At 60.0% G+C, this 13421-nt stretch carries 14 protein-coding genes; 4 read left to right on the forward strand and 10 right to left on the reverse strand.

Annotated elements, in window-relative coordinates:
- The first annotated feature begins 11 nt into the window (after nt 1-11).
- The 4 genes from fliN (at nt 12) to AC1DTN_RS00870 (ending at nt 3361) form a co-directional block, all read left to right on the forward strand.
- Complete coding sequence (gene fliN / locus AC1DTN_RS00855; protein ID WP_113323619.1) at nt 12-638, forward strand: flagellar motor switch protein FliN; 627 nt, start codon at nt 12-14, stop codon at nt 636-638.
- A 28-nt stretch (nt 639-666) separates the two neighbouring features.
- Nucleotides 667-1704 (forward strand): flagellar motor switch protein FliG, encoded by a 1038-nt coding sequence (gene fliG / locus AC1DTN_RS00860; RefSeq protein ID WP_007816114.1) that lies wholly within the window; start codon nt 667-669, stop codon nt 1702-1704.
- Nucleotides 1705-1835: 131 nt separating this feature from the next.
- The gene (flhB, locus tag AC1DTN_RS00865) at nt 1836-2915 is read left to right on the forward strand and encodes a flagellar biosynthesis protein FlhB (protein WP_439014085.1); all 1080 of its coding nucleotides are present in this window, start codon (nt 1836-1838) and stop codon (nt 2913-2915) included.
- Nucleotides 2916-2920: 5 nt separating this feature from the next.
- Nucleotides 2921-3361, forward strand: a complete 441-nt coding sequence (locus tag AC1DTN_RS00870; protein ID WP_477919579.1) for a hypothetical protein — start codon at nt 2921-2923, stop codon at nt 3359-3361.
- A gap of 65 nt (nt 3362-3426) precedes the next feature.
- On the opposite strand, the gene visR is transcribed toward AC1DTN_RS00870, so the two are convergent.
- The 10 genes from visR to AC1DTN_RS00920 form a co-directional block, all read right to left on the reverse strand.
- On the reverse strand, nt 3427-4173 hold the full coding sequence (gene visR / locus AC1DTN_RS00875) for a transcriptional regulator VisR (RefSeq protein WP_113323617.1): 747 nt from the start codon (nt 4171-4173) through the stop codon (nt 3427-3429).
- Nucleotides 4174-4181: 8 nt separating this feature from the next.
- On the reverse strand, nt 4182-4928 hold the full coding sequence (visN, locus tag AC1DTN_RS00880; protein ID WP_113323616.1) for a transcriptional regulator VisN: 747 nt from the start codon (nt 4926-4928) through the stop codon (nt 4182-4184).
- Nucleotides 4929-5530: 602 nt separating this feature from the next.
- Nucleotides 5531-7225 (reverse strand): flagellar basal-body MS-ring/collar protein FliF, encoded by a 1695-nt coding sequence (gene fliF, locus AC1DTN_RS00885; protein WP_477919581.1) that lies wholly within the window; start codon nt 7223-7225, stop codon nt 5531-5533.
- A gap of 114 nt (nt 7226-7339) precedes the next feature.
- Nucleotides 7340-7729: a chemotaxis protein CheT gene (gene cheT, locus AC1DTN_RS00890; protein WP_113323614.1), complete on the reverse strand. Its 390-nt coding sequence runs from the start codon at nt 7727-7729 to the stop codon at nt 7340-7342.
- A gap of 16 nt (nt 7730-7745) precedes the next feature.
- Complete coding sequence (gene cheD / locus AC1DTN_RS00895; RefSeq protein WP_007816127.1) at nt 7746-8300, reverse strand: chemoreceptor glutamine deamidase CheD; 555 nt, start codon at nt 8298-8300, stop codon at nt 7746-7748.
- A complete protein-coding gene (locus AC1DTN_RS00900; RefSeq protein ID WP_007816129.1) occupies nt 8297-8686 on the reverse strand; it encodes a response regulator in 390 nt (129 codons plus the stop codon). The genes cheD and AC1DTN_RS00900 overlap by 4 nt, the downstream gene beginning before the upstream one ends.
- The gene (gene cheB, locus AC1DTN_RS00905) at nt 8686-9732 is read right to left on the reverse strand and encodes a protein-glutamate O-methylesterase CheB (RefSeq protein ID WP_113323613.1); all 1047 of its coding nucleotides are present in this window, start codon (nt 9730-9732) and stop codon (nt 8686-8688) included. Before cheB ends, AC1DTN_RS00900 begins: the two co-directional genes overlap by 1 nt.
- Complete coding sequence (gene cheR, locus AC1DTN_RS00910; RefSeq protein WP_439014083.1) at nt 9729-10640, reverse strand: protein-glutamate O-methyltransferase CheR; 912 nt, start codon at nt 10638-10640, stop codon at nt 9729-9731. Before cheR ends, cheB begins: the two co-directional genes overlap by 4 nt.
- Nucleotides 10637-11104 (reverse strand): chemotaxis protein CheW, encoded by a 468-nt coding sequence (locus tag AC1DTN_RS00915; RefSeq protein WP_439014082.1) that lies wholly within the window; start codon nt 11102-11104, stop codon nt 10637-10639. Before AC1DTN_RS00915 ends, cheR begins: the two co-directional genes overlap by 4 nt.
- Before the next feature lie 6 nt (nt 11105-11110).
- A complete protein-coding gene (locus AC1DTN_RS00920; RefSeq protein ID WP_477919584.1) occupies nt 11111-13408 on the reverse strand; it encodes a chemotaxis protein CheA in 2298 nt (765 codons plus the stop codon).
- Between the last annotated feature and the right edge of the window lie 13 nt (nt 13409-13421).

The raw sequence follows: 13421 nt of genomic DNA on the forward strand, positions 1-13421 counted from the left end.
ATAGTGATTTCATGGCTACGAAGAAGACACAGCAGAATAGTGACCTCTCCCTGGACATGCCGGGCAATGAAGCCGATCTGGATCAGGCTATCGACGATCTGCGCGGCGTGCTGAAGAAAGATTCGGACGGCGACCTTCCGCAGTTCGGCGACGACCTGCAGAACGATGCTTTCGCAGCAGGAACGGACCTTTCGCCGTTCGGTGGTGATGCCGGCGAAACCGCCTTCGGCGGTGCCGATTTTGCAGGCGGCGATTTCGGGGGCAGTGATTTCGGTGACAATGCTGCCGGCATGGGCGCAGCAGGCTTTCCCAGCCTTGACGCCGCGCCGAGCTTCGGCGGCAATTCCTTCCAGTCCGCTCCGGCACCGCTCGGGAGCGCACTGAACTCGAACTTCGACCTGATCATGGACATCCCTATCGATGTCCAGATCGTGCTCGGGACGAGCCGCATGCAGGTTTCCGGCCTGATGAACCTCACCGAGGGTGCTACCATCGCGCTCGACAAGAAGATCGGCGAGCCGGTCGAGATAATGGTGAATGGCCGCAGGATTGCACGCGGCGAGATTACGGTTCTTGATAACGACGACACGCGATTCGGTGTAAAACTGATAGAAGTTTTGAGCACGAAAAAAGCCTGATCCCTGTGCGGGACGGAGAGGTTAGACCATGATGGACTTTGACGATTTCGGCGGCGCACTTGCCGGGAAACCGTTGACCCAGGCTGAAAAGGCGGCGGCAGTTCTTCTCGCTATGGGGAAGGGGGTCGCCGGCCGACTGCTGAAATATTTCACGCAGGCCGAGTTGCAGACCATCATCGGATCTGCCCAGGCGCTTCGTGCCATCCCGCCGGACGAGCTTCTTCAGCTCGTCGGCGAATTCGAAGATCTCTTCACCGAAGGCGCCGGTCTGATGGACAACGCCAAGGCGATCGAGGCCATCCTCGAGGAAGGGCTGACGCCTGACGAAGTCGACAGCCTGCTTGGCCGCCGTACCGCCTTCCAGGCCTACGAAACATCCATCTGGGACCGTCTCGCCGAGGCGGAACCTGCCTTCGTCGCCCAGTTCCTGCTGCGCGAGCATCCGCAGACCGTTGCCTATATCCTGTCCATGATGCCGTCGTCCTTCGGCGCGAAGGTGCTGCTGCAGCTTCCCGACAACCGCCGCGCCGACATCATGAACCGTACGGTCAACATGAAGGGCGTCAGCCCGAAGGCCGCGCAGATCATCGAAAACCAGGTGATGACGCTGCTTGCCGAGATCGACGCGGAACGCAACGCGTCAGGCTCCACCAAGGTCGCCGACCTAATGAACGAAATGGACAAACCGCAGGTCGACACGCTGCTCACCTCGCTCGAATCGATCAACCGCGAAGCGGTGAACAAGGTTCGTCCGAAGATCTTCCTTTTCGAAGACCTCATGTTGATGCCGCAGCGCAGCCGCGTGATGCTGCTCAACGATATTTCGTCCGACGTTCTCACCGTCGCACTGCGCGGCGCATCGGCCGAAATCCGCGAATCGGTCCTTTCCTCCATCAGCCCGCGCCAGCGCCGCATGATCGAATCGGATCTGCAGAGCGGCATGGCCGGCGTCAATCCACGCGAGATCGCGATTGCGCGGCGCGCCGTCGCGCAGGAAGCGATTCGCCTGGCCAATGCCGGCCAGATCGAGCTCAAGGAAAAGGAAGGCGGCCCGGCCGCCGCCTAGACGATCGCAGTTGTTGACAAGCCCCCCCGCCCACAAGGCGGCGGTTGATCAGCAGCACGCACAAGACTACCCTTCGGGGAAATGGGCCGCGCTCCAGTCGCGGCCTTTTTCTTTGACGGAGGGCCGCAGACTTGGCCGATGAAGACAAGGACAGCAAAACAGAAGCCCCTACCGCGAAAAAGCGGTCTGATGCTGCCGAAAAAGGTAATACCCCCCACTCGCGCGAAATCTCGATCTTCACGACGATTCTGGCGACCTTCATCTATCTCGTCTTCTTCCTTCCCGACGCGACGTCACACATGGCCGAGACCCTGCGTGACGTCTTCGAGCAGCCAGATCAGTGGAAGATCGAGACCGGACCTGACGTCCTCTCGCTCTTTGCGAAGCTCGGCTGGGCTATGGCTGCGCTTCTGGCCCCTGCCTTCATCATGTTCATGGCGTTCGGCATCGCCTCGTCCGTCTTTCAGAACCTGCCGACTCCGGTTCTCGAACGCATCCGTCCGCAGGCCTCGCGTATTTCACTGATCAAGGGGTGGTCGCGGCTCTTCAGCCTTCAAGGCCTCGTCGAATTCGGTAAGTCGCTGTTCAAGGTGGTTGTCGTCGGAGTGATTCTCTTCTTCGTCCTCAGAAGCGAATATTTCGGCTCGATCGATGCGATGTTCTCCGATCCCCAGACGATCATGGTTCGCATGATGACCGCGATGCGCAAGATCATCATCGTCATGCTGGTCGCCACCGCGATCGTTGCGATCGCCGACGTCTTCTGGACGCGCTATCATTGGTTCACCGAACTGAAGATGACGAAGCACGAGATAAAGGAAGAAAATAAGCAGTCGCAGGGCGACCCCTTCGTCAAGAGCAGGCAGCGCTCTGTCATGCGTGACCGCGCCCGCCGACGCATGATCGCCAGTGTCCAGCGTGCCACCCTCGTCATCGCCAACCCGACGCACTATGCCGTAGCGCTGCGCTACGTACGCGAAGAAAACGATGCACCGGTCGTCCTTGCCAAGGGCCAGGACCTTATTGCGTTAAAAATCAGAGAGATCGCCGAGAAGAACGACATCCCTGTCTTCGAGGATCCACCTCTCGCACGCTCCATGTTTGCGCAAGTCTCGGTGGATAGTGTCATACCGTCAGTCTTCTATAAGGCCGTCGCGGAACTCATTCATCGGGTTTACGCCGCGGAGGCCAAGAACAAACGGGTAAGATAAGTCGAATGAAAAAATGCCCCTACTCTGCCCAGCGTGAAAAAATCCTTGCAGAAGCGATCAGCCCGGTCGCAACCGAGCTCAGGCTTCTGGACGCATCCGATCTCATTTCTCTGCTGCGTTTCGAGTATTACGGCAATCTCGCCGACCTCGTCGCTTCCGCAGCGGAACTGTTTTTCCATCCTGGCACTGTCAACTTCGGCCTGGGGGGAAATTATACGCTGGAATGGGGCGGTAAGCCTGAAGTTGTGCTCGATCTCGAAATCAAGCCGCGCGGCGTGACCGTCTATGCGCAGCTGACACTCGCCGAAGACCATGCCGGCATCGAGATCAATCATATTTCCTTTCAGAACGCCTCCAGCGATCCGGACGCAAACACGGCTTTTCTCCAGAGAAGCCTGCACGAAGCGCGCTATATAGTGGCAAAGCTGCAGGCGCTCGCCGGCTAAAGCACTTCCGTTTGAGAATATCAGGCCCGGCCCGCAAGGCGCCGGGCTTTGCCGTTCTCAGAGCCCTAGCTGATGTAGCCGAGACGTATCGCCTTCGCGATCGCCTGGATGCGGTTGACCGAATCGAGCTTAATGGTCGCCGAGCCGAGATAGGCGTTCACCGTGTGGACGGACAGGCCGAGCTTGTCGGCGATTTCTTCGCTGATACGGCCGTCGCCGGCAAGCTGAAGGCAGGCGATCTCACGCTCGCTCAGCGCTTCGGTCGCCGCCGCACGCCGCTCATCGAGCGACAGAAGGTCCATCATCACATTGCAGCACCGGCCATGCAGCTCGATGATCGTATCGCTCGACGGATCGATATCGTCGCCGGTGAAAAGCACGAAGCCATTGCCGATGGCGCCAAGGCGCACTGGAAATGCGAGACCGGAGAAAGGCACCATGCCGTCTTTCAGCCTCACCATGAAGGGAGAGAAGTCGGCAGGGCCAGGAGCTGCACGATCATGGCTACCGGCCCAGAACAAAGGCAGCAGCGAGCGATCGATATGGTCGAGCAAAGCCTCGCCATGGGCATCGACGAAGCCCTTGCCGAAGCCGGCATTCGAGGGACTCCAGTTTTCCAGCTCGCAGATCAGTCGCTGCTTTGCCGGCACGCCGGAGCCGGTGACACGAAAAACGGCGAAGCCTTGCGCATCCGCGAGCTTCTGCATGGCAATCAGGCGCGGGAAAAGGTCAGACCGGCTGGAAATCCTGTTCACACGTACCATGCGCATCTGGTCCGTATTGCCTAGCGCCCTGCCTGGATGATGGCCCATAATTTCCCTCAGACGAGATTGTTGCGAACGGCGAAGGCTATCGCCTCGGAACGCGTCTTCGTTGCAGTCTTCCGCATCACGCTGGTGATATAGTTATTGATGGTATTCCGGGAGATGCCGAGGATCATGGCGATCTCGTCGCTTGTCTTGCCTTCCGCAATCCAGAAGAGGCATTCCAGCTCCCGGTCGGTCAGTTCGAAATCGCGATCGACCTTCGTGCCCCCGCACCGAAGGAAGCTTGCGAAATAGCCTGCAAGCAGGCCCACGTCCCGGAGACGTTCCGGCGAAAGAACGAAACCTTCCCTGAACAAGAACATCAGCACCAGGCGAGAGCGGCCGACATTCAAGGTCAGCGAGCAATATTGGCGGCTCGCGCCATGCGGCACATCGGCGCTGTCCGGCAGGAGTGCGAAGCCCGGCTGCAGCACCTGCATGCACTTCTCGAATTCGGTCGAGCGCGCATAACCCACGACCAGGTCATTGGCGACCTCCTTCACCAGATCGAAAGGCCAGTCGGACGAAACGATAAAGTCCAGACCGCTTTCCTGGATGAGATCGCAGCGCGCCATCAGATAGTGCATGGCGCCGACATACTCGGTCAGCGCCAGCAAGCCGGCATGCAATTTGCCGGTTTCGGCGATGACGCGAAGGCGATCGATCAGTTCGTCGCGCGGCAAAAGATCCGGCACATTGGCGCCGACGAAGTTCGCCATCTGCTTCTCGCCTTTATTCGCCTGAAATATGTCCATATCCATTGGCAGTGACCTGCGGCTGAGAAACTGTCGGTTCTCGCAAAGAAGTTCGGTTTTTGTGAAAGGGATTCAAACACATGCCCCACGCGAATCCCACTTCGAATCACTTAAGGGTAAGCCAACCATCGTAAATCACCATCTCCGACTTCTGGGGATTTACTTTTGCGACCTTCCATGCAGTGATTCGATCACCACTCCACTCTCGCGAAGATGTATAAAACTAGGATGATTCTGGCATTGGCCGCAATGTTTCTCACCTTATGCGCGAGTGACACTGAGCGGAATTATCGGTCTGAATGACGTAATTATCACAGTTCCGGCCAAGGAAGTGCCGCAACCGAAAGCCCCGGTAGAAGCAGATTTCAAACGCGCGAAAGCAACGATCTATTGTTCTACTGGAGACATACTTGCGCCATCCGCCTTATGCACGGCTTGAGCATCATGCGAAGGGCGTCATCCCGCTGCCTGGCGATCTCTACATCAGAACTCTCTGCAATAGAGTAACCGGCTCCTTACGAGCCGGTCACGAGTGCCGGTAACGTTCTTGTTACCGGCCGATATATCCACAGACGAGAAAGAAAAAGGCCGGTTTCCCGGCCTTTTCATTATGCAGCTTCGTCGATGGCCCATTTCCTGAGGATCTTCGCGGCGCGCTCCTCGTTGATCTCCACCATACGGGCGAGCTTGCGTTCCGGACCTTCCTTGACGCGGCGGTTGAAGTTGCCGTCGTCGTCGCCGAGACTGAGCAGATCCTCGGTGCTGTCGAAGCCGAAGTCGGAGCCGAAGCCATCCATGAGTGCGCCGCCCGCGGAAGCGCCCGACGGTGCGAAGTCGGGCAGTTCCAGGCCAGCCGATTCCGGAGTGGCGTCGCCGAAAACTGCGGTGGATGAACCCGAGCCGTTGACGGTGCGGATGAGAGGACGCACGCCCAGCCAGACCACCACGAAGGCGACCGCGACGAAGGCCAGCGAGTTGATGATGCCTGCGAGGTTGCGGCTCAGCATGTCCATGACATGGACGCCATTGTTGGCATCGTCGAGAAGCTGGTTCTCGAGGAAGTCCATTGCGGTGACGGTGACGACGTCGCCTCGGTTGGTATCGAGGCCGGCGGCCGAGGCGACGATGCTTTTCATCTCTGCGAGATAGGCGTCGATCTTGGCCTGGTCTGCCGGTTCGCCCACCATCTTGGCGATGCGGCCCTTGTTGACGACGACGGCGACCGAGAGCTTTTCGACCCGGTAGCTGTTGCGCGTCGTGGCCGTGGTCTTGCTGTTGATTTCGTAGTTGGTCTGCTCTTCGCGCTTGTCGGACTTGTCCTGCGACTGCGGGCCGGTGGCGCCGCCAGCTTCAGGTGCGGCCTGCGGAATGTTCTGCTCGACCGTCGTCGCGTTGTCGGCCTGGTTCTGCTGCGACTGCTGGGCTTCCTTGGTGGAGCGGACCGAGCGCTCGACCTTGGATTCCGGGTCGTAGGTGGTTTCCTGGATCTGCTGGGCGTCGGTGTTCAGATTGGCCGTTACGCTGGAGCGGAAGTTGTCCATGCCGAGGAACGGGGCGAGCGCCTTGTCGATGTTCGATTCGACTTCCTGCTGGACGTTCTGGACGATATTGAGCGAGCGGTTCAGCGTACCGTTGGCGGCGTCATCGCCGGAGGCGAGAAGCTGGCCGGCGGAATCGAGGATCGTCACGTCAGCGATATCAAGCCCCGGCACGGCCGAGGCGACGAGGTGGCGGATCGAGGTGGCGGCGTTTCGCCCCGTCGCGGCACTGGCGCGAATCATCACGGAGGCCGTCGGCTTCTGTTCGGCCTTCCGGAAATTGCCGACCTCGGGCATGACGATGTGGACGCGCGCGGCGGTGATGCCTGAGATCGATTGAATGGTGCGGGCGATTTCACCTTCGAGGGCGCGGACGCGGGTCACTTCCTGCATGAAGGAGGTGAGGCCGAGCGAACCGACATTATCGAAGAGCTCGTAACCGGCATTGGCGCTATTCGGCAGGCCGCGTTCGGCAAGCAGCAGGCGGGCCTTGCCCGTCATGCCTGCTGGTACGGTGATGCTGGAGCCGTCCGTTCCAACCTGGAAATCGACGTTGCTTTCGGCGAGCGCCATACTGATCTGATTGAGATCGGGCTTCTCCAGGCCGACATAAAGCGTTTCCTGGGCCGGTTTGTTGACGAAAATTGCCGCGGCCAAGATGATTGCGATGGAAGCGGCGCCGACCCCACCAAGGATCATCAAACGCGTCCGCCCAAGCGAACCAAAGTTCTTAATAATCTGAACTAATTGATTTAACAGATTCATTCTGTTCTCGCACGATCCGTCAAAGACAAAGCAGGCTTATTGCCTCATTTGACGAATAGACGCCGAAACTTGTGCGAGCGTTTCGTTCAGCGCATGCGGGAATGAATTGCGGTATCAGAAGAAATCGAAGTCGCCGGCCGCCTTGCTGAGCGGCTGGGAGTGGCCGTGACGGGTACCGCCACCGAGTGCTTTCTGCATTTCGGCAAGCTTCACAAGGCTCAGCGCGGTGGCGACATCGATCGACCAGTTCTGCGGAATTTCACCGGTGATGGTGTCGATGAATTCGGCCAGACCGCGCGATTTCTGCACGGCGAGATCGATGCCCTGCATCACCTTCATGCTATCAGGGGAATTCAGGATTTCCGAGCCGCCCAGTTCGATCAGCTGAGGCTCGATCCGTTCCATCAGGTAGGCAACGTCGTGAAGCTCGGAGACAATGCGCATCAATATGTCGCTCAGCGCCTCGACCGGCGCCGGCGGCTCGATAATCGGTGTAAAAGTCATATAAAAATCCTCGCCATTAAAAGAATTCGATACTGGTCTCGGCGGGCTTCTGCGGAGCGGCGGGACGCTGCTCGAGAGCGACGGTTTTCTGCGTTTCGGCGCCGGTCAGGGGGTATTGCCGGGCACGGCCGGAAACCGGCCAATATTCGATCTTGCGTCCATGCTCACCGCCGGTGCTGGAGCTGACCACCGGAATGCCTTCATCCCTAAGGAACTGCACGGCGAAGGCCGCGTTCTGCTCGCCGACATTCGAGAATGTCGAGATCGTCTTCGCTCCTCCGAAGATCTTGGCCTCCAGCCGGTCGCGTCGCGCGCCCTTTTTCAGGAGGCCGTTGATCAGCAGTTCCATGAGATGTACGCCGTATCGCGTGGCATCGCCGCCGGTCATCGGGGTGTTGCCTGTCCCCGGCAGCAGGAAGTGGTTCATGCCGCCAACACCAGCGACAGGATCTCTGAGGCAGGCTGCCACGCACGACCCAAGGATGGTCGTGAGCACCGCATCCGGGTCGCTCAGGACCTTATATTCACCCTGAATGATGTGCACGCGGCGGGCCGCACCCTCAGTGATCATTTCAGGGCTCCAAACACGGCTTCGATAGCCGCTTTCATCTTTTCGATGGTGAAGGGCTTGGCCAGAACGTTGTTTGCGCCGAGCTGCGCTGCTTTGGTCACCAGCGCACGGTCGCCCTGTGCGGTGAGGATGATGAAGGCCGCCTTCTTGGTGTTCGGATTGCTGCGGACTGCCTGCAGGAAGCCGATGCCATCCATCTTCGGCATGTTGAAGTCCGAGATCACGAGGTGGTGGGGCTGCTCCGCCATGATCTTCATACCCTGCTCGCCATCGCCGGCAGAGGTGATCTGCTTGAAGCCGAGCTGCGTCAGCGCGTCGCTGAGCAGCAGGCGGCTCGTAACCTGATCGTCAACGATCAGAACTTTGATTTTCTCCGCGATCGACATTATTCGGTCCCTTCCTTTCGGGCGGCTGTCATTTTCAATATTTCTTCGCCGATAGCAGCAAGCGGGAGCTGCTGTTCAACTGCGCCAAGTTCGTAGGCAACTCTTGGCATTCCGTAAACGACGCAGGTTTTTTCGTTCTGACCAAGCGTTCTGGCCCCTGCATGTCGCATTTTTAACAACCCGGCGGCGCCATCGCGACCCATGCCGGTGAGGATCACGCCGACGGCATTGCGTCCGGCGAGTTCGGCAACCGAATCGAAGAGCACATCGACCGATGGACGATGGCCATTGACCGGCCCCCGCTCGACCAGCCGGCAGCAAGGCGCCGATGCATTGGAGACCTGCAGATGACGCTCGCCGCCAGGCGCAAGATAGACCTTGCCGATCTCGAGACGGGCGCCATCGGTCGCTTCTTCCACGACCGGCGCGCAGAGGCGGTTCAGCCGTTCGGAAAAGCTCTTGGTGAAGGTCGGCGGCATATGCTGGGTGATGACGGTCGGCGGGCAGTTCGCCGGGAATTTCTGCAGCACGGCGATCAGGGCTTCCACGCCACCGGTCGAAGAACCGATCGCCACGATCTTGCGGCCGACGCGGAAATCGGCCACTGCGAGCGGCGTGACGGCGGCAGACTTGGCCGGCTTGGCGAAATTGCGCTGCGTGCGGGCGGCAGCCTTTACCTTCTCGACGAGGTCGCCGAAGGGGCGCGGCTCGCCCGGCTGCGGCTTGCCGACGCAATCGAAGGCACCGATTTCAAGGGCTGCGAGCGTCGCCTCCGCGCCGCGATGCGTCATGGTCGAGACCATGATGACGGGCATGGGCCGCAGGCGCATGATCTTTTCGAGGAAGTCGAGGCCGTTCATGTTCGGCATCTCGATATCCAGCGTTAAGACATCGGGGTTCAGCCGCTTGATCGCCTCGCGCGCCTCCAGGGCGTCGCCGGCCTGGCCTATGACGTTGACTTCGGGATCCGAACTCAAGACGGCCGAGATCAGGCCGCGCATGGTCGGCGAGTCGTCAACGACGAGAACTCTTGCCGGAGCGCTCATGCCTTCCTCCCGATACCCTTGGACGTATAGCGATAGGTGGTGATGCCGATATTGTCGAAGACGTGCTTGGCCTCGCCCGAGACGCGCTCGGAATGGCCGATATAGAGATGGCCGCCCTCCGGCAGCAGGCCGGCAAAGCGCTGCCAGATCTTCATCTGGGTCGGCTCGTCAAAGTAGATTACGACATTGCGGCAGAAGATGACGTCAAACTTGCCCTTGAACGGCCACTGGGCCATCAGGTTCAGTTCGTTGTAGGTGATGAGGCGCTTCACGCGGTCGTCGACCTGGAACTTGCGGCGTCCCTGCATCTCGACCTCGGTAAACCATTGCTTACGCATGGCAGGCGAGACGGTTTCCAGCGCGTTTTCGTCGTAGGCGCCAGCCCGGGCGATCGCCAGGATCTTCGGGTCGATGTCGGTCGCGAGAATCTTGAAGTCGTAGTCGGCAGCGTTCGGCATCATTGACAGAACGGTCAACGCGATCGAATAGGGCTCCTGCCCATCCGAGGACGCAGCAGACCAGATGCGGACACGGCCACCGGCGCGCGCCCGGTTCAGTAGATCGGGCAGCACATGGTCGCGCAAGTGTTCGAAATGATGGTTTTCTCGGAAGAAACGCGTGAAGTTTGTCGTCAGGTGTGACAGCATCTCGCGCCGGGCGGCAGCACCTGCCGGCGAAGCGACAAGCTCGCAATATTCGCGAAACCCCGAAAGGCCGAGATTGCGGATGTGCTTCGACAGACGAGAGTAGACCAGCGAGGCCTTCGTCTCATTGAGATAGATTCCGGCATCCGCATAGATCATGGCGGCGATTTCCGAGAGATCGCGGCGCGTCAGCGGGTATTCCCCGCTCGCCAGAACCTCGTCAGCACCAGACTGCCTCTGATCTTTTACGCCAAGTGCGTTCATGCGGCTTCGCTTTCGGTGTCGGGGAACAGGGCTTCGAGTTCGATCAGGCAGATCATTCGCTTTTCGATGGAGAGAATGCCGCGGGCGAACTGACGCTGAAGGTCTGAGGAGATCTCGGGCGTGGGCTGGATGTCATCTTCATTGACGGTCAGAATGTCGGAAACAGCGTCGACCAGCAGGCCCACCGTTTTGCGGCGGACCTGGGCGACGATGATGACGTGGCGGGCGGTCGGATCGACCGGCTTCATGCCAAGTCGGCCCGACAGATCGATGATCGGCAGCACCGCGCCACGCAGGTTTATGACGCCAATCATATAAGATGGCGAGTGCGGCATCGCGGTCGCCGGGGTCCAACCCCGGATTTCGCGGACTGCCATGATGTTCACGCAGAATTCCTGATCGCCGATGCGAAACGCGATGAGTTCGCTTCCGCTGAGGGTCAGATTTTTTGCCGTGTACGACATTGCCTCTTATCCTACTGCCGCCAGAGACATTTCAGCCTTCAGGGACTGACCGCGCGAGGCGCCGACCACTGCGTCCACGTCCAGGATGAGGGCCACGCGGCCGTCGCCAAGGATGGTTGCTGCGGCAATGCCCGGAACGTGGGTGTAATTCGCCTCGAGGCTCTTGATGACGACCTGGCGCTGGCCCTGGATCGCATCGACCATGAGCGCGCGCTGACCGCCGCCTTCCGATTCGACGAGCAGTGCGACACCTTCGACCGGATTGGCCTGGGTGGCGCGGAAGTTCAGGATGCGACCGACATCGACCAGCGGGCAGAAGGAGTTGCGGATCGAGATCAGACGGTGGCTCGCACCGAAGGAGTGGATCGCAGCAGCTTCCGGTTGCAGGGTCTCGACGATGGCCGTCAGCGGTACGACCAGTGTCTGGCCGGCAACCGTGACCACCATGCCGTCGAGGACGGCGAGCGTCAGCGGCAGGCTCATGGTGAAGACCGAACCGTGGCCCGGCTTCGAGGTGATGTTGATACGACCGCCGAGTGCCTGGATCGAGCGCTTGACGACGTCCATGCCGACGCCGCGGCCGGAGATGTCGGAGATCTTGTCGGCCGTGGAGAAGCCCGGCAGGAAGATCAGGTTGTCGATTTCTTCATCCGACAGGTTGGCGTCCGCCGGGATGAGATCGTTCTGGATCGCCTTCTGGCGAACCTTTTCGCGGTTGATGCCGGCGCCGTCGTCGGCAAGCTCGATCAGGATGCGACCCGAACGATGTTTTGCCGTGAGGCGGACCGTGCCTTCAGTGTTCTTGCCGGCGGCGGCACGCTTTTCGGGCGTTTCGATACCGTGGTCGACGGCGTTGCGGATCATGTGCGTCAGCGGCTCGGCCAGCTTGTCGATGACCGTCTTGTCCACTTCGGTGTTTTCACCTTCGGTGATCAGGCGGATCGACTTGCCGGTCATGTCGGCGATTTCGCGAACGATACGCGACATGCGCTGGAAGACCGGCTTCACAGGCTGGGCGCGGATCGCCATCACCGAGTCCTGGATCTCGCGGGTGAGCTGCTGCAGCTCTTCGAGGCCCATGTTGATCGAGGACGTGCCGGTCGTGTCGTTTTCGATGACGCTCTGGGAGAGCATCGCCTGGTTGATGACAAGCTCGCCGACGAGGTTGATCAGGCGGTCGACGCGATCGAGATCGACGCGGATCGTCTGGCCTGCACCGGCAGCGGCATTGTTCTGCGCCGCTGCACTTGCGGCGGCGGCAGCAGCGGCTGCCGATTCCTTCTTTTCGACGCGGGCAGCGGCAGCAGCCATCTGCGCGACGTTGGTCGCCGTTTCAGCGGCAGCAACGGCAGCAGCGGTGTCGTCGGCCTTGGTGTCGGCAGCGGCCGGCGCTTCGGAGGCCCCGCCATCGTCCAGGATCGAGAGATCGAATGGAACCGGGATCATCGGCAGTTCTTCGTTGGTCTCGCCCGGCTTGCTGTCTTCTGCCGGCTTCACGGTCAGATCGCAATCCCATTCGGCGAATTCGAAGACCGTGCGGATGGCGTCTTCGCCCTTGTCCGTCTTGATCGTGATGTTCCAGAAGAAATAAGCGCCTTCGGGATCGAGCTCCTCAAGGCCCGGCAGAGCATCGGTGTTGCAATAGATGCTCATCTCGCCGAGGCGGGAGAGATCACGCAGCAGAAGGGTGGCGTCGTTACCTTTTGAATAGAGTTCGAAGCGCGGCTTGAAGGTGATTTCATAGGCCGGCAGATCGATCGGCTTCTCTTCGCCACCGAAATCGTCGAAGGAGAAGGGGACTGGCTGGAAGCCGCTATCATCGGTCGGCTTGGGAGCCGGGGCTGCAGCAACCGGAGCAGGAGCGGCCTTTGGGGCCGGCTTCGGCGCGGGCGCCTCGGAAGCTGCCGAGGGAGACGGCAGCTCGCCATGGGCAAGCGCTTCCAGTTCCTTGACGAGGCCGCGGCTTCTGCTTTCATCGACGCTGCCGCCATCGCGGGCGGCATTGGTCAGGTCGGCGAGCACGTCGGCCGACTTCAGCATGACCTTCAGGACGTCCTGGTTGGGCTCAAGCTTGTTGGAACGAACGCAATCAAGTGTGGTCTCAAAGACGTGGGCGAAGGCGACGAGGTCATCCAGGCCAAAGGCGCCGGCGCCGCCCTTGATCGAATGCACCGCGCGGAAGACCGCATTGACGGTTTCCGGGTCGCGATCGCCATCATTCATTTTCAGGAGACCGGATTCCAGTTCGGCGAGCTGTTCCTCGCACTCCTGGAAAAAGATCTCTTTGATTTCGTTCATATCCATAGGAGCAAATCCT

This window comes from Rhizobium sp. 01T444 (assembly GCF_056398305.1).